This window comes from Lactobacillus johnsonii ATCC 33200, from assembly GCF_000159355.1.
In the GTDB taxonomy this organism is placed as follows: Bacteria; Bacillota; Bacilli; order Lactobacillales; family Lactobacillaceae; genus Lactobacillus; species Lactobacillus johnsonii.
In genome coordinates, this window is sequence record NZ_GG670120.1 from 330,252 (window position 1) to 346,936 (window position 16,685).

Here is a 16,685-nt window from a genome sequence, read left to right on the forward strand (position 1 = left end):
GACCATGTTCATGGGCGAGTATCATCATAATCTCGACAGCAAAGGCCGGCTAATTATACCAGCCAAATTTAGAGTTGAGATTGGTAATAAGATGATATTTACTCGTGGAATGGAAGGCTGTATTTTTGGCTATCCAATTGAAGAATGGCAAAAAATTGAGGCTAAGTTAGCCAAACTTCCACTGACTAAGAGAAGTGCACGTAAGTTTACGCGACTTTTCTACTCAGGTGCGATGGAGAGTGAGTTTGACAAGCAAGGACGTGTTAATCTGACCATGACACTGAAAGAGCATGCCGCACTCATTAAGGAATGTGTAATTGTTGGTGTTTCCAATAGAATTGAAATTTGGTCAGCAGAACGCTGGAATGATTTCTCAGAGGAAGCCAACGAAAACTATGACGATATCGCAGAAGACTTGGATGACATCGAGTTATAAAATTATGAAATTCAAGCATAAAAGCGTGCTTTTGCACGAAACAATAGACAATTTAAATCCAAAAGATGGTGGTCTTTATGTAGACGCAACTTTTGGTGGTGGTGGTCACGCCCGATATCTACTCAGTAAGTTAAATAAGGGTACTGTGATTGGATTTGATCAAGATGAGTATGCAATTTCTATGGCAAAAGAGAGTTTTGCCAAGGAGTTACAGGTAGGAGCAGAACCTCGATTAATTTTGGTTCATGATAACTTCTGTCATTTGAAAGAAAATCTGGTAGAGCTGGGGATTTCAGATGGAATAGATGGTATTTATTACGATCTCGGAGTTTCGTCTCCACAGTTTGATCAACCTGAACGGGGTTTTTCTTATCGTTTCGATGCTCGATTAGATATGAGGATGGACCAAAGCCAAGAGTTAGATGCTTATACAATAGTAAACACGTGGTCACAAAAAGAATTAAGTGACGTTTTGTATAAGTATGGAGATGAAAAGTTTTCTCGTCAGATTGCTAGAAAAATAGTTGATCGAAGAAAAGAGAAGCCAATTGTAACTACTTTTGATTTAGTAGATGTGATTAAGGATGCCATTCCAGCATATGCACGACGAAGTGGGGGACATCCTGCGAAGAAGAGCTTTCAAGCTATTCGAGTTGCAGTTAACAATGAATTAGGTGTATTACAAGAATCTCTTGAAGAAGCAATTAAGCTATTGAAGCCAGGTGGTCGAATTAGTGTAATTACTTTTCAGTCTCATGAAGATAAAATCGTCAAAAAGATATTTAAAAAGTATTCTGAAGTCGAAATACCACGGGGAATGCCTATGGTACCGGCTGACAGTAAACCAACATTGCGATTGATTAGTCGCAAACCTATCATGGCAAGTAGCGATGAATTAGAGGAAAATAATCGCTCACACAGTGCCAAGTTAAGGGTTGCAGAGAAATTATAATTTTTAGTTAGTATTTAAGGAGAAAAAGATGGCTGATAGCTCAGCAAGAAATTTAAATTATCAACAAAGTCAACAGCAGACTGAGCAGCCAAAGAAAGCAATTGTTCTTAATCCTAAAAGCGTTCCTTGGACAGCATTTGAAAAAAGTTTAGTCGTTCTAGGTTCACTCATTACATTAGGTTTAATGATTTTATTGGTTTCAGCTAGCATTTCCGCTACTAGTGCTCAACATAAATTAGCAAATGTTGAGCAAAAAATAATTTCTCAAAAAAGTCATAACACTGATCTTCGTCAGAAGATTGGTGAATTAACGTCAACTACTAGAATTAATAAAATTGCCCGTGATCAAGGCTTGCACTTGGTTGAGAGTAACATTAGGAATGTCCGTTAATGAAAAAGTTTAATAACTTAAATAGAAATAGATCCAAAGCCCACGGCTACCGCTTTACGGTGGGGAGAATCCTCCAGCTAGTCTTGGCTTTGGTTTTTCTTGTATTTATAGGTAGATTTTTATATATAGGGATTTCAAATCAGGTTGCTGGCGAAAACCTAAATAAGCGTGTAAATCAGATTTATAGGCGAAATGAGATTTTAAAAGCAACCCGAGGAACAATTTATGATAAAAATGGTTTAACTCTTGCTGAAGATGCGCATGTCTTTACTGTGTATGCCATCTTAGATAAGAGTTCAATTGATTATCATAATAAGCCAATGTATGTTACGAATAAACGCAAAACAGCACAAAAGTTGGCTGAAGTACTTCCTTTAAGTGAAGAAAAAATATATTCATATTTGACTCCGAAGCATAAGGCTTTCCAGGTTGAATTTGGTTCAGCTGGAACAGGGTTAACTTTATCTCAAAAGGAAAAAATTGAAGAGATGAAGTTGCCAGGAATTAAATTTATAGAAACTCCATCTAGACTTTATCCCAATGGAAACTTTGCTTCTCACATTATTGGTTTGGCACAACCCCAAAAGAACCAAGGAAACAGTACTTTAGTTGGTACGATGGGAATTGAAGCATACTTTGACAAGCAATTAGCCGGTAAAGATGGGTATCGCGAAGCGTTTGTAGATGCAGAAAATTATCAATTGCCTAATAGTCAAAAGAATGCACGTGCCACAAAAGATGGAGACAATATTTATTTGACACTTGATTCACGACTGCAAACTTACTTAGAGGTTTTAATGTCGCAAGTGCAAGATAAATACAAGCCAAAAGCTTTAACAGCAGTTGTAGAAGATATTAAAACTGGTAAAATTCTGGCTGCTTCTCAGCGTCCTACCTTTAATCCTCAAACTAAAAAGGGATTAGATACATCATGGCGAAATATGTTAGTGCAGGATTCCTATGAACCGGGATCAGTTTTCAAAGTTTTAACTTATTCAAGTGCAATTGAAAGTGGTCATTACAATCCTAATGAACAATACAAGTCTGGAGCAGTCACTGTTCAGGGCTCAACAATTCATGACTGGAACAATAGTGGGTGGGGAAGCATTCCATTTAGCCAAGCATTTCCTCGTTCCAGTAATGTTGGTTTTGTAAAACTTGAACAAAAGATGGGTTCAAAAACTTGGAAAGAATATTTGAATAAATACCGAATCGGTAAAAAGACAGGGGTAACGCTTCCTGGAGAAACCGCAGGTATTTTAAACTTTTCTACTCCGTTGAATCAGGCTGTTACTGCATTTGGACAAGGGGTTAATGTTAATGCAATGCAAATGATGCAAGCATATAGTGCCTTGGCCAATAATGGTCAGATGGTAAAACCTCAATTTGTCGAAAAAATAGTTTCACCTTCTGGTAAAGTAGTAGAAAAGTTTCACCGTACAAAAGTCGGAACACCTATTTATTCTGCTAAAACAGCTAAAACTGTTCTAAAAGGAATGCAAGATGTTGTAAACGCATCTTACGGTACTGGTGCAGCTTATAAAATGCCGGGAAAGAGCATCGCTGTAAAAACTGGTACGGCACAAATAGCTGGACCTCATGGTGGATATTTGACTGGGGATAATAATTATATTTTCTCAGTAGTTGGGGTAACACCTGCTAATAATCCTCGTTATTGTGTTTATTTAACCATGAAGCAGCCACAAAAAATGTCCAAACCAGCTGAAACAATTCTTTCTTCTATTTTTAAACCAATTATGAATCGCTTGATTTCACTTTCTGATTCTTCAGCAAAGGTTAATGAAAAAGTAACCGTCCCCGCTTTAACTGGTAAAAGCGTTGAAAAAGCAAAAGAAGATGCTAATAATGCAGGAGTTTCAGTTGAAGTGATTGGAACTGGAAAGAATGTTAGTCGGCAGTCAGTAGGAGCTGGTGTAAAAGAAGATACCGATACAAAGATTTTCTTGTATACTGGAGGACAAGTTACATGTCCAAATATGGTTGACTGGAGCGAAGATGAGGTTAATAGCTTCATGACGACAACTGATATTCCAATTACGATTAATGGAAAAGGAAAAGTTACTAAACAGTCTATTCCGGCTGGGAAAGTAATTGATAAAAATAGTAAGCTATCTGTAAACTTAAAATAGTAAAAGTTAAAGGAGTAATACAAAATGCAGTTTTCTTTGATACCGTTCATTAGCAGCTTTGCTCTTACGGTTATCTTCTTACCGTTGTTTATTGGTTTCATGCGAATGAAACATGAAGGACAAGTTATTAGAGATGAAGGCCCTAAGTGGCATGAGAAAAAATCAGGTACACCAACTATGGGTGGAGTGGTCTTTATGCTTGCCGGTGTTATTTCTACCTTATGGGTGTTGATTTGGCAAAAAGATTTAAATAAGACTGCATGGATTTTAATTATTGCTTTCTTAGGATACGGAATTATTGGCTTTTTAGATGATGGAATTAAGCTATATTTCAAACGTAACTTAGGCTTGAGAGCATGGCAAAAATTATTAGGACAAATTATTATTGCAGCTTTAATTATTACGCTAGCCTTTAGTGATCATTTTGCCTTTGAATTATATATTCCTTTTGCAGGAATGGTAAGAAATTCTTTCTTGTTTAGTTTATTTGTCCTTTTCTGGTTGGTTGGTTTTTCTAACGCAGTTAACTTATCTGATGGTTTAGATGGATTAGCAACTGGTTTATCCATTATTGCTTATGCTACTTATGCTTGGATAGCTTACCAAGAAAGAAATTGGGTTATCGTTGTATTTACTCTCAGTGTAATTGGTGGTTTAGTAGGTTTCTTCATTTTCAATCATAAGCCAGCTAAAATTTTCATGGGAGATGCAGGTTCATTAGCTTTAGGTGGAGGATTAGCCACTGTATCGATTTTCCTTCATCGTCCATGGTCATTGCTTTTAATTGGAATTGTTTTTGTATTAGAAACTTTAAGTGTGATCTTACAAGTTATTTCCTTCCAAACTACTGGAAAGAGAATTTTCAAGATGACACCAATCCATCACCATTTCGAAATGCTTGGCTGGTCTGAATGGAAGGTTGATATTGTATTTTGGATTGTTGGTTTAATTGGAAGTATTATTTATTTAATTATCTGGGGTTAATTTTAAAATGAAAAAAATTAAGACATACGAAAATAAAAATATTTTGATTTTAGGCTTAGGAAAGAGTGGCTTTTCCGTTGCTAAACTTCTTTTGAAGCTTGGCGCTAAGCTAACTTTAAATGATAAAAAAGATTTATCTAATGATGATCGTGCTGCTGAATTAGATAAGTTAGGAGTTAGAGTTATTTCTGGATACCATCCAGTAGAGATTTTTGATGAGGAAAAATTTGATTATCTTGTTAAAAACCCCGGAATTCCTTATGAAAATCCAATGGTAGAGAAGGCCGAAAAATTAAATATTCCAGTTATTACTGAGCCTGAAATTGCACTTAATGTTAGTGAAGCACCATATGTTTGTGTTACTGGCTCAAATGGAAAGACAACTACGGTCATGCTTACCCAAAGAATTATGGATCATCATTTATCTAAAAATGGTGGTCATGCTTATGCAGTTGGTAATATTGGTGTTCCAATTTCAGAAGTAGTTGAAAAAGCAACCTCTAAAGATCTCCTAGTAGTAGAAATGTCCAGTTTCCAATTACTTGGGGTAACTGATATTAAACCTAAAGTAGCTGCCATTGTTGATATTTATAATAATGTTCACCTTGACTACCATAAGACTTTTGACAATTATGTTGAAGCTAAGCTTAGAATTACTCAATCTCAAGATCAAGATGATTATTTCATTGCTAACTTTGATCAAAAGAATATTTTAGAAAAAGAGCTTGATAAGACAAAAGCTAAGGTTCAGACATTTTCGGAAACAGATAAAACTGCCGACTATTTTATTGGTGATGAATATCTTGAAAGCAAAGACGATCATCACATTATGAAGATCAGCGATATCAAGATCCCAGGTATTCATAACCAACAAAATTGTTTAGTAGCCATTGCCATTTCTAAATTAATGGGTGCAGATGATAGTGACATTCAATATGCATTAAGTACTTTTACTGGTGCGACTCACCGTTTGCAATATGTAATGACTTATAATGATCGTAAAATTTATAACGATTCAAAATCAACGAATATTGAAGCTGCTACTGTAGCTATTCCATCATTTAAAGAGCCTGAAGTTTTGATTGCGGGTGGATTAGATCGTGGATTCATGTTTGATTCACTAGTTCCACTATTTAAAAAGCATGTAAAATCAATTGTACTTTATGGTGAAACTAAATATCTTTTAGCTGATGCCGCTCGTAAAGCGGGTATTAAAGATATCGTAATTGTTAATACTTTACAAGAAGCTGTTCCGCGAGCATATGAATTAAGTGAAGCAGGAGATGTTATTTTGTTTTCACCAGCATGTGCATCTTGGGATCAATTTAACACTTTTGAAGAACGTGGAGACTTTTTTGTAAAATTTATTAAGGAATTAAAGACTAAATAAAAATGAGAGTAATTTTTTCTGGTGGCGGAACTGGTGGCCACATATATCCAATTATGGCGTTAATTGAACGTTTGAAAGAACGTAAATTAGTTACAAATGATGAAATTTTGTTTGTTGGGACTGATCGAGGATTAGAATCGAAGATTGTTCCTGCGGCAGGAGTTCCTTTTAAGACTTTAAAAATCAAAGGATTTGATCGAAAACATCCCCTAAAGAATTTCGAAACAATCGAATTATTTATTAAAGCTACAAAAGAAGCAAAACAAATTATTAAGAACTTTAAACCTGATGTAGTCGTTGGAACTGGTGGATATGTATCAGGTGCCATAGTTTATGAGGCAGCTAAAATGCATGTTCCAACTATCATTCATGAATCTAATTCAGTAGTTGGACTAGCAAATAAGTTTTTAGCTCATTATGTTGATAAAATTTGTTATACCTTTGATGATGCTGCAAAGCAATTTTCAGAGAAAAAGAAATTAGTAAAAACTGGTAATCCACGCTCACAACAAGTTCTTGGTTTAAATAAAGAAAACATTGATATTGCTAAGAAATGGGATTTAAATCCTAACATGCCAACTGTACTTATTTTTGGTGGCTCACGCGGTGCTTTAGCAATTAATCAAATCGTTGAAAAGTCTTTATCAGAGCTTGAAACAAAACCATATCAGGTTATTTGGGCAACTGGACAATTGTATTATGGTGATGTTAAGAAAAAATTAGCCGGTAAAGAAGTGAATTCAAATATAAAGATTGTTCCTTATATTGATAATATGCCAGGCTTATTACCACAAATGACATGCGTTGTAGCACGATCTGGGGCAACTAGTTTGGCTGAATTTACCGCCCTTGGTGTGCCTGTAATTTTAATACCTAGTCCAAATGTAACGCATAATCATCAAATGAAAAATGCGCTTGATATGGAAAAAGCAGGAGCGGCTTTAGTTATTGCAGAAAATGATTTAAATCCTAATAACTTTGTTTCATCAATCGATCATATTCTACTCGATACAAATTATGCAAAGAAGATGAGTGAAGCATCTAAGAAATTAGGTGTTCCAGATGCATCTGATCAAGTAATTTCGGTGATGGAAAGTCTAATTAAAAATAAATAGTGAAAGGGAGTGAGGCATGTGGCTAAAAGAAAAATAACCAAAAAAGATCCTAAAAAAGAATTGTCAGGATGGATTGATTATAAAAATAAGACAAACACTAATGAAAAAAGACGGGTCTCTGCCTCACTAACTAAATTGCAAGCTGAACGTCGGCATGCTTTATTGACTCGATTAGGTTTTATAATTTTCTTTTCACTGTGTTGTATTTTAGCTTTAGGATACTATATTTCTCCAAAAGCAAATGTAGCAAGCGTACAGGTTAAAGGAGCGCCTGAATTAAATAGTAGGCAAGTAGTAAAGACTGTAGGTATTTCTCCTGAAAACAAGGTTGTCTTTTGTCTCCTAAAAGGAAAAGAATACAGTAAAAAACTATCAGCTACTTTCCCAGAAATAGACAAAGTACAAGTGGGCGTCCAAAAAGCAAATCATTTGATTTTAAATATCAAAGAGCGACCAGTAATCGGATATATCCATGAAGGTGACGGCTATCGCAAAATCTTGGCGACTGGAAAAGTAGGTAGCCAAATTATCGCAAGTAATAAAATTGATAAAAATAAGCCTTTGTTTACTGGATATAATCAAAAAGTCTCTCTTAGTGAAGATATCAAAGTTTATGCCAGTCTTCCACAAAATATCCGTGACCAAGTTAAAATGCTGAGTGGTGAAACACGAAGGCCAACGCAGATTATTTTGGTAATGAAAGATAATAATATAGTTATTGGAAATCTTTCTACCATTAAAAGTAAGATGCGCTACTATGACAAAATTAAAAGTCAGCTAAGAGAACCATCTGTAATTGATTTTGAAATTGGTGCTTATAGTAGACCGCTCACACAGGCAGAAAAAGTCAAATTAGGACTGACTTGATATTAGTGAGAACTTAAACCATATGTTAAAATTTATTGTATAGTTATGTTTTGGGGGCATTACCTTGGATAAAACTGATTTACTCGTAGGCTTGGATATAGGAACAACAAGCGTAAAAGCAGTAGTCGCTGACACTGCATCTAATGAAATGCAAATTATTGGTGCTGCAAATGGTCCTACTAAAGGAATGCGGCACGGAAAAATTGTTGATATTGATCAAACTGCTGAAAGTATTAGTGCTGTTTTAAAGAAAGTAGCGCAAAAGACAAATTCAAAGATTTATCGCGTAGTAACTGGAATTCCAGTTGGATTGCTTCAATTAGAAAATGCTGTTGGATTAATTAACATTGAAGAAAATGGCAGAGAAGTTACTGATAATGATGTAAAACGTGTTTTAGTAACTGCTATTGATACAGCATTAAAAGATGGACGAGAAGCAATTGCTTTCTTACCTAATAAATTTTTAATTGATGGAAAAACTGATGTAGATGATCCGAGAAAAATGATTGCTCATTCACTGGAGGTACACGGTATATTATTGACGGCACCTAGTGCAGATTTACATAATATTCGCAAGGCTATCGAAAGAGCAGGGTATCAGAATAATTTCTTTGTACCTACACCGTTAGCAATTGCCAGTGTTGCTCTTGATGAAGGAGAAAGAACCTTTGGTACAGTTCTTCTGGATCTAGGTGGAGGATCAACTACTGCTACTGTTATTCATGAAAATAAGATTAAGTATGCGACAATTGATTTAGAGGGTGGAATTGATATTACCAATGATATTTCAGTTGTTTTAAATACTTCGAAAAAAGAAGCTGAAAAAATCAAAATACAATTTGGTTATGCAGATCCAAGCTTAACTTCTAGTGATAATCAATTTCCAGTTAATGTAGTGGGTGAAAACGCGCCAAAAATGATTGATGAAGAGTATTTAAGTGAAATAATAAATGCTCGTCTTGATCAAACTTTCAGTCGAATTGGAAAAGGATTAAAATCTCATGATGCCTTCAAGTTGCCAGGTGGAGTTGTGATTACTGGTGGAAGTAGTGCACTCCAGGGAATTGATGACATTGTAAAAGAAGATTTTGGCGTAAAGGCTAGAATTTTTCAACCAGATCAAATGGGACTACGCAATCCAATGTACGCTGCTAGCTATGGAGTAGTAAATTATGCTTATAGTTTGGCTGATATTGATTACTTGGTTAACAGTGTTATTTATGGAAACCAGATTACTTCTCCGGTTTCTAACCAATCTTCGTCTCAAGAAAATATGAAATTTTTCAAAAGACGTCTAACTCCTAGTGAAATAGAGCCCAAAGAAGATTATAATAAGACTAGTGCTACATCAACGGTCTCTACGTCTGAAGAGAATGATGATAATAAGAATAATAAAAAAGGAATCAAAGAATTCTTTAAGAAATTTTTTGATTAAATAAGGTGGTTTAGTAAATGGATTTTACTTTCGATTCTGATGACAACAAAAACGCAGTCATTAAAGTAATCGGTGTTGGTGGTGCCGGTGGTAACGCTGTAAACCGAATGATTGATGAAGGAGTACAGGGAGTTTCCTTTATCGCAGCTAACACGGACGTACAAGCTCTTAATAGTAATAAAGCAGAAAATAAGATTCAACTTGGACCTAAACTTACTCGTGGGTTAGGTGCAGGTTCTCATCCTGAAGTTGGTCAAAAAGCTGCTGAAGAGAGCCAACAAACAATTGAAGACTCTTTAAAGGGCGCTGACATGATCTTTATTACTGCTGGTATGGGTGGTGGTACTGGAACTGGTGCTGCTCCTGTAATTGCAAAGATTGCACGTGAAACTGGAGCGTTAACTGTTGGGGTTGTTACTCGTCCCTTTACATTTGAAGGTCCAAAACGTTCAAAAAATGCGGCAGAAGGAATTGCTCAATTAAAGCAATATGTTGATACCTTGGTTATCATTGCTAATAATCGTTTATTAGAAATGGTTGATAAGAAGACACCAATGATGGATGCGTTCAAAGAAGCTGATAACGTTCTTCGTCAAGGTGTCCAAGGTATTTCAGATTTAATTACTTCAACTGACTACGTTAACCTTGACTTTGCAGATGTTAAGACTGTAATGGAAAATCAAGGTGCTGCCTTAATGGGAATTGGTCGTGCTAGCGGAGAAAACAGAACAGTTGAAGCTACTAAACTTGCTATTTCATCTCCATTACTTGAAGTATCAATTGATGGTGCTAAGCAAGTTCTGCTTAACATCACTGGTGGACCAGATTTAACTTTATTTGAAGCGCAAGATGCTTCTGATATTGTTTCAAAAGCTGCTGGAGATGGTGTAAATATTATCTTTGGTACGTCAATCAATGCAAACTTAGGTGATGAAGTAGTAGTTACTGTTATTGCAACAGGAATTGACTCAAAGGCTGAGGAAGAAGCTTCAAAACAACCAATGCGTCGTCCTTCACGTCCAGAACGCCAAGAAGTAGTAACTCCAGAACCTACAAAGAGTGAACAATCAGAAGTATCTAAGCCTGCTTCAGCAGATGATACCGAAATTAAGGTTGAAAATACTATTTCTCACCAAGCTCCTACTCAATCTATTCCTGAAGTAAAAGCAGAAAAGAAAGAATCTCAAGATACTTTACTTGACCCTACAAGCGTTTGGAAGCAAGATAGAAAAGAGAACAATCGTCCACAACCTGTAGAAAATAAAGAAAAAGATGACGATGAATTTGATTCATTTAGTTCAGACGACTCCACTAGTATTTCTCAAATTGAAACTAGTGTAGATGATGAATCAGATAATGATATTCCATTCTTCAAACATCGTCGTCAAGATTAGTATTTGGAGGAAGAAATTATGGCTTTCGATAAATTAGGTAGATTTTTTGGTATCTCTGAAGATGATGAAATGAATGAAGTGCCATATACTGAATCAGAGGAACAGCAAGAAGAAATCCCTCAAACTCAAAAAAATGAGAGAAGAGCAAATGTTGTTTCTATTAATTCTGGTGTTAGTGCTACGAGTAAAATCGTTTTATACGAGCCTCGTGTATATTCTGATGCAAAAGAAGTAGCTCAAAATCTTCTAAATAACAAGGCTGTTATTATTAATTTTGCACGTATGGATGATGAACAGGCATGTAGAATCGTTGATTTTATTACTGGTACTGTTTATGCCCTAAATGGTGAAATTCAACGTGTGGGGGATAAAATCTTCTTAGCAACTCCACCAAAATTTGAAACTGATGGTAAAATTGCTGAATTGGTTGAAAAGAAAGATAAAATGGATTAATGATATTTTCAATTATAGGCTGGATATTACGCATTATTTCTGATTTATTAAATATCTATAGCTTTCTAATTGTTATCTATACTTTATTAACTTGGATCCCACGACTACTTGTAACTAAAGTGGGGCGAGTACTAGGGAAAATTGTTGAGCCTTATTTGGAGATATTTGAACGTTTTATTCCTCCAATAGCTGGAATTTCTTTTGCTCCCGTTGTAGCTTTGTTAGTAATTTATTTTGTAAATAATTATGTCCTTTATTGGATAGCAAATATAATTAGGTACGTGTTTATTAGATAAAATGGAAAAAAGACAAGCTAGTAGTTTTTATCAACATTTTGATGAAAGTGAAAGACCGACGGTGGATTATTTCGTCGGTCTTTTTAATCAGTTTTTATTTAAAAATGAACCTATTTTAACTGATTTTCTTAATCCTAGAGAACAATATATTTTTCGAAAAATAGTTGGAGGATATGCACAGTTATACAGCTTTGGTGGCTTTTCAAATGCGGAAAAGAAGCGATTGCTTTTATGTGAGTGGAGTGAAGGGTACAAGCCCGATGAATTCAATATTTCGCTTTTAGAAATTGCTTATCCTCAAAAATGGTCTGAACTCACTCATAGTCAAATCTTAGGTGTTTTGACGCACCTAGGAATTGAATTGGATACTTTTGGTGATATTATCAATGATGAAAACGGAAATTGGCAGTTCTTCGTTAAAGCCGAATTGAAAGATTATTTTCTTGAGGAAATCGATCGAATTGGAAGAACAAAAGTGAAATTATCTGAACTGCCCCTATCCAAAGTTTTAGTGCAGGAAGATGATAGCGAAGAAATGACTTCAGTAGCGATCTCACTTCGACTTGATGCTGTTATCAGTGCGATTACGAACTTAAGCAGAAGCCAAGTTAAGAAAATTATTGAAGCAGGAGAAGCGAAATTAAATTGGCATCTTGTAACACAATCTAATATAATTATTTCTGTACAGGATATGCTTAGTATTCGCCATTATGGGAGATATGAGATTATTAATCTTGCCACTACGAAGAAAGGTAAAAAAAGACTTGAAATAAAAGTATGGCAAGCAAAGAAAAGGTGATAATATGACATTAACGCCAATGGATATCCATAATAAGGAGTTTAGTACAAAACTTCGTGGATATGATTCCAAGCAGGTAGATGGTTTTTTAGATCGAATTGTTGATGCATATGGGGATGCACTCGATCAAATTGTTGATTTAAAAAATGAAAATGTTGAACTAAAGAAAAAAGTAGATAAATTTGAAAAGGTTAAAGATTCGATTAATGAGTCTTTAATTTCAGCACAAGAAAATGCTGAAGAAATTAAAAAAAGAACAAATAAAGAAGCACAAGAAATTATTCAAAAAGCTAACCAAGACGCTGATGAAATAGTTAATAAAGCTCGAGATGAGGGTGAGAAAAAAAGAGCTGACCTTCAAAAACAATATGATACCTTAAATCATGATTATGAGTTACTTAAGGCAAAAGTAGAAGATTTTAGAGAAGCAGTTCAAGAAATGTTAAAAGATCAGATCAAAGAATTAAGTGATTCTGATTGGCAATATTATCTAGATAAATACTATGGCCGCTCCCGCTTATATCCAGCTGACGGTTCACAACCACTTGAGGATGATCCTATTCCAGATGGTCCGGTAGATGATGAAGTACCAGCTGAAGAAACTACTTCTGCTATTTCAGAGGTTGACAATAATACAGTAAATGAAGTAAACTCTGTTCAAGAAAAGGAAGATAATACTGAACTCTTAGATGAAGAAAACTCTGTTAAGGAAAGTATACATGCTACAGAAGAAAGTTCTGAGCGTCGTGATGGCCCAGTAATTATTTTTCCTGATGATGTAAAAGATAATTAAAATTTAAGTCGACAGTAACAACAAGTAGATACCTTAGCGAGTTAGTGATGGTGAAAGACTAACAACTTTCGAAAGTTAATCAGCTGCCAATTGACTTAAACGTTTTCTGTACGATACACAGAGAATAAGTGGAATAGGGTAAAGTCTATCCTATTCAATTTAGGTGGTACCACGAGAAGCTTCGTCCTATTTGGGATGAAGCTTTTTTTGATTAAGAAAGGATTTTTTATGAGAGTCAAAGATACATTGAATTTAGGTAAAACTAAATTTAAAATGCGCGGTAATCTTCCAGTTCGTGAAGCTGAATGGCAAAAAGAATGGGAAGAAAATAAATTATATGAACAAAGATTAAAACTTAATGAAGGCAAACCCCGTTTTGACCTTCATGATGGTCCTCCATTTGCTAATGGTAATATTCATATGGGACACTCCTTAAATAAGATCTCGAAGGATATTATCGTTCGTTTTAAAAATATGAATGGTTACTATGCTCCTTATGTTCCTGGATGGGATACTCATGGACTTCCAGTTGAACAACAATTAGCCAAAAAGGGCGTTGACCGTAAAACAATGGATCGGGCTAAATATAGAGAACTTTGTCGCCAGTTTGCGGAAGAACAAGTTCAAAAACAAATGGCCGACTTCAAACGTTTAGGAGTAATGGCTGATTGGGATCATCCTTACATTACCTTACAACCAAAATTTGAAGCTGAAGAAATTAGAGTCTTCGGTGAAATGTTTAAAAAAGGTTATATTTATAAGGGTAAGAAACCTGTTTACTGGTCCTGGTCAAGTGAATCCACTTTAGCTGAAGCTGAAGTTGAATATCATGACATTAAATCACCAAGAATCTACGTTGCTTTTCCAATTAAAGATGGAAAGGGTATTCTAGATTCAGATACCTCACTAGTAATCTGGACTACTACTCCTTGGACTATTCCAAGTAATGTCGGAATTACTGTAAATCCTAAATTTGATTATTCAGTAGTTGAAGTTAATGGCAAAAAGTACGTCATCGGTTCACAACGTCTTTCAGCAGTTGCTGAAGATTTAGGTTGGAAAGATTATAAGGTTGTTAAGACCTTAAAGGGTACCGACTTTGATAGAATGACTTACCAACATCCACTATACGATGTAACTGGGTTGGTAATGAATGATACTTATGTTACTGCTGATGATGGTACTGGACTAGTTCATAACGCTACTGGTTTTGGTGAAGATGACTACAATGTAGGTCGTCGCTATGGCTTACCAGTATTTAGTCCAATGGATGCACAAGGTAGATTTACTAAAGAAGTGCCTGATCCAGACTTAGTGGGAATGTTTTATGATGATGCTAATAAAGTTGTTGCCGATAAGCTTGAAAAAGCTGGCGCACTCTTAAAGCTTAGTTTCTTTACTCACTCATACCCACACGACTGGCGTACTAAGAAACCTGTTATTTACCGTGCAACTACTCAATGGTTTGCTTCAATTGACAAATTTAGAGATCAAATTTTAGCAGAAATTGAAAAAGCTAATTTCATCCCTACATGGGGTAAGACTCGTCTTTACAATATGATTAAAGATCGTGGTGATTGGGTAATTTCTCGTCAACGTGCATGGGGTGTACCACTTCCAATTTTTTATGCAGAAGACGATACTCCAATTGTTACTCCAGAAACTATTGAACATGTTGCTCAAATCTTTGAAAAAGAAGGTTCTAATGCTTGGTACACTCATACTGCAGAAGAACTACTTCCAGAAGGATTTAAGTCAGAACATTCACCAAATGGTAAGTTTAGAAAAGAAACTGATATCTTAGATGTTTGGTTTGATTCTGGTTCTTCTTGGGCTGGTGTAATGCAAGAGCGTGATGGTTTAGGTTTCCCAGCAGATTTATATCTTGAAGGTAGTGACCAATACCGTGGTTGGTTTAACTCAAGTTTAATTACTTCAGTTGCTGTAACTGGTAAAGCTCCATATAAGCAAGTTTTATCTCAAGGTTTTGTTTTAGATGACAAGGGACACAAGATGTCTAAGTCATTAGGCAATGTAATTTCACCTAATGATGTAATCAAGCAAATGGGTGCAGAAATCATTCGTTTATGGGTTGCCGGAGCAGATACTACTTCTGATGTAGCAGTTTCTCAAGATATTTTACGTCAATCTGCTGAAAGCTACCGTAAGATTAGAAATACTATGCGTTTCATGCTTGCTAATACTTCTGACTTTGATCCTAAGGAAGATGCAATTGCTTATCCAGATATGTCTGGTGTAGATCAATATATGGAAATCAAGTTAAATCGCTTGATTGAAGAGGCAATTGAAGCATACAATAAGTTTGATTTTAATAGTGTTTATAAGAAAGTATTTAGCTTCATTTCTAATGATTTATCTGCCTTTTACTTAGACTTTGCTAAGGACATTCTTTACATTGATGCTGAAGACAGTGAAACTCGTCGTTCAATGCAAACTGTAATTTACGATGTTTTAGTTAAGCTAACTAAATTGATGACACCAATCCTTCCACATACTATGGAAGAAGTTTGGGGTTATCTCAAGGAACCAGAAGATTACGTTCAACTTGCTAATATGCCAGAAGTAGACCATTTTGCTAATGAGGATGAAGTTTTAGCAGATTGGAATGCCTTTATGAAAGTTCGTTCAGATGTGTTGAAGGCACTTGAGGAAGCACGTAATGCTAAGGTAATTGGTAAGTCATTTGAAGCACACGTTATTCTCTACCCAACTGAAGAAACGAAGGCACTTCTCAATAAATTAAACGCTAATATCAGACAAATTTTGATTGTTTCTGATTTAACTGTTAGTGATGAAGAAGCACCTGAAAATGCTGAAAAATTGCCAACTGCATCCATTGTAGTGGAACACGCTGCTGGTGAAGTTTGTCCAAGATGTCGTCGTACTACAACCGATGTTGGTAGTGACCCACGTTTCCCAGAATTATGTGCGCGCTGTGCAGCTATCGTTGCTGAAAACTTTCCTGAAGCAGAAAAAGAAGGTTTAGAAAAATAATGCGTAAAGGTACTGTTAAACAATTTGATCCAAACTCTGCGTATGGATTTATTGAGGATGATTTAACTCATTCATCTTACTTTGTTTTTTATAAGTCAATTAAAGAAGAAGGTTATAAAAAACTGAACGTAGGTCAAAGAGTTCGTTATCAATTAGCGCAAGGAAAAAAGGGTCTACAATGTATCAACGTTTATGTTGATCATGACTAAAAGGAG

At 35.5% G+C, this 16,685-nt stretch carries 16 protein-coding genes; all 16 read left to right on the plus strand.

Annotated elements, in window-relative coordinates; translation table 11 throughout:
- The first annotated feature begins 4 nt into the window (after positions 1-4).
- Positions 5-436, plus strand: coding sequence for a division/cell wall cluster transcriptional repressor MraZ (gene mraZ / locus HMPREF0528_RS01655; protein WP_004894229.1), 432 nt, complete (start codon positions 5-7; stop codon positions 434-436).
- Between the two features lie 4 nt (positions 437-440).
- Positions 441-1,388 carry a 16S rRNA (cytosine(1402)-N(4))-methyltransferase RsmH gene (rsmH, locus tag HMPREF0528_RS01660; RefSeq protein ID WP_034525196.1) on the plus strand — a complete coding sequence of 316 codons (948 nt, stop codon included), beginning with the start codon at positions 441-443 and terminating at the stop codon, positions 1,386-1,388.
- Positions 1,389-1,416: 28 nt separating this feature from the next.
- Complete coding sequence (gene ftsL, locus HMPREF0528_RS01665) at positions 1,417-1,779, plus strand: cell division protein FtsL (RefSeq protein ID WP_004894235.1); 363 nt, start codon at positions 1,417-1,419, stop codon at positions 1,777-1,779.
- Positions 1,779-3,929, plus strand: a complete 2,151-nt coding sequence (locus tag HMPREF0528_RS01670) for a penicillin-binding protein (RefSeq protein WP_004894237.1) — start codon at positions 1,779-1,781, stop codon at positions 3,927-3,929. Before ftsL ends, HMPREF0528_RS01670 begins: the two co-directional genes overlap by 1 nt.
- Before the next feature lie 24 nt (positions 3,930-3,953).
- Positions 3,954-4,913, plus strand: a complete 960-nt coding sequence (mraY, locus tag HMPREF0528_RS01675) for a phospho-N-acetylmuramoyl-pentapeptide-transferase (RefSeq protein ID WP_011161841.1) — start codon at positions 3,954-3,956, stop codon at positions 4,911-4,913.
- A gap of 7 nt (positions 4,914-4,920) precedes the next feature.
- Positions 4,921-6,303 carry a UDP-N-acetylmuramoyl-L-alanine--D-glutamate ligase gene (gene murD / locus HMPREF0528_RS01680; RefSeq protein WP_004894241.1) on the plus strand — a complete coding sequence of 461 codons (1,383 nt, stop codon included), beginning with the start codon at positions 4,921-4,923 and terminating at the stop codon, positions 6,301-6,303.
- 2 nt (positions 6,304-6,305) lie between these two features.
- On the plus strand, positions 6,306-7,418 hold the full coding sequence (murG, locus tag HMPREF0528_RS01685; RefSeq protein WP_004894244.1) for an undecaprenyldiphospho-muramoylpentapeptide beta-N-acetylglucosaminyltransferase: 1,113 nt from the start codon (positions 6,306-6,308) through the stop codon (positions 7,416-7,418).
- 18 nt (positions 7,419-7,436) lie between these two features.
- Entirely contained in the window at positions 7,437-8,285 is an 849-nt protein-coding gene (locus HMPREF0528_RS01690; RefSeq protein ID WP_004894245.1) for a cell division protein FtsQ/DivIB, read from the plus strand.
- Positions 8,286-8,349: 64 nt separating this feature from the next.
- Complete coding sequence (gene ftsA / locus HMPREF0528_RS01695; protein ID WP_004894246.1) at positions 8,350-9,720, plus strand: cell division protein FtsA; 1,371 nt, start codon at positions 8,350-8,352, stop codon at positions 9,718-9,720.
- A 17-nt stretch (positions 9,721-9,737) separates the two neighbouring features.
- Positions 9,738-11,114, plus strand: a complete 1,377-nt coding sequence (gene ftsZ / locus HMPREF0528_RS01700) for a cell division protein FtsZ (RefSeq protein ID WP_004894248.1) — start codon at positions 9,738-9,740, stop codon at positions 11,112-11,114.
- Between the two features lie 18 nt (positions 11,115-11,132).
- A complete protein-coding gene (locus tag HMPREF0528_RS01705) occupies positions 11,133-11,567 on the plus strand; it encodes a cell division protein SepF (protein WP_004894250.1) in 435 nt (144 codons plus the stop codon).
- Positions 11,567-11,863: a YggT family protein gene (locus tag HMPREF0528_RS01710; RefSeq protein ID WP_004894252.1), complete on the plus strand. Its 297-nt coding sequence runs from the start codon at positions 11,567-11,569 to the stop codon at positions 11,861-11,863. The genes HMPREF0528_RS01705 and HMPREF0528_RS01710 overlap by 1 nt, the downstream gene beginning before the upstream one ends.
- Before the next feature lies 1 nt (position 11,864).
- Complete coding sequence (locus HMPREF0528_RS01715) at positions 11,865-12,662, plus strand: YlmH family RNA-binding protein (protein WP_004894253.1); 798 nt, start codon at positions 11,865-11,867, stop codon at positions 12,660-12,662.
- 4 nt (positions 12,663-12,666) lie between these two features.
- Positions 12,667-13,455, plus strand: coding sequence for a DivIVA domain-containing protein (locus tag HMPREF0528_RS01720; RefSeq protein WP_004894255.1), 789 nt, complete (start codon positions 12,667-12,669; stop codon positions 13,453-13,455).
- 228 nt (positions 13,456-13,683) lie between these two features.
- Positions 13,684-16,470, plus strand: coding sequence for an isoleucine--tRNA ligase (gene ileS / locus HMPREF0528_RS01725; protein ID WP_034525056.1), 2,787 nt, complete (start codon positions 13,684-13,686; stop codon positions 16,468-16,470).
- Positions 16,470-16,679, plus strand: coding sequence for a cold-shock protein (locus HMPREF0528_RS01730; RefSeq protein WP_004894259.1), 210 nt, complete (start codon positions 16,470-16,472; stop codon positions 16,677-16,679). The genes ileS and HMPREF0528_RS01730 overlap by 1 nt, the downstream gene beginning before the upstream one ends.
- The last annotated feature ends 6 nt before the right edge of the window (positions 16,680-16,685 follow it).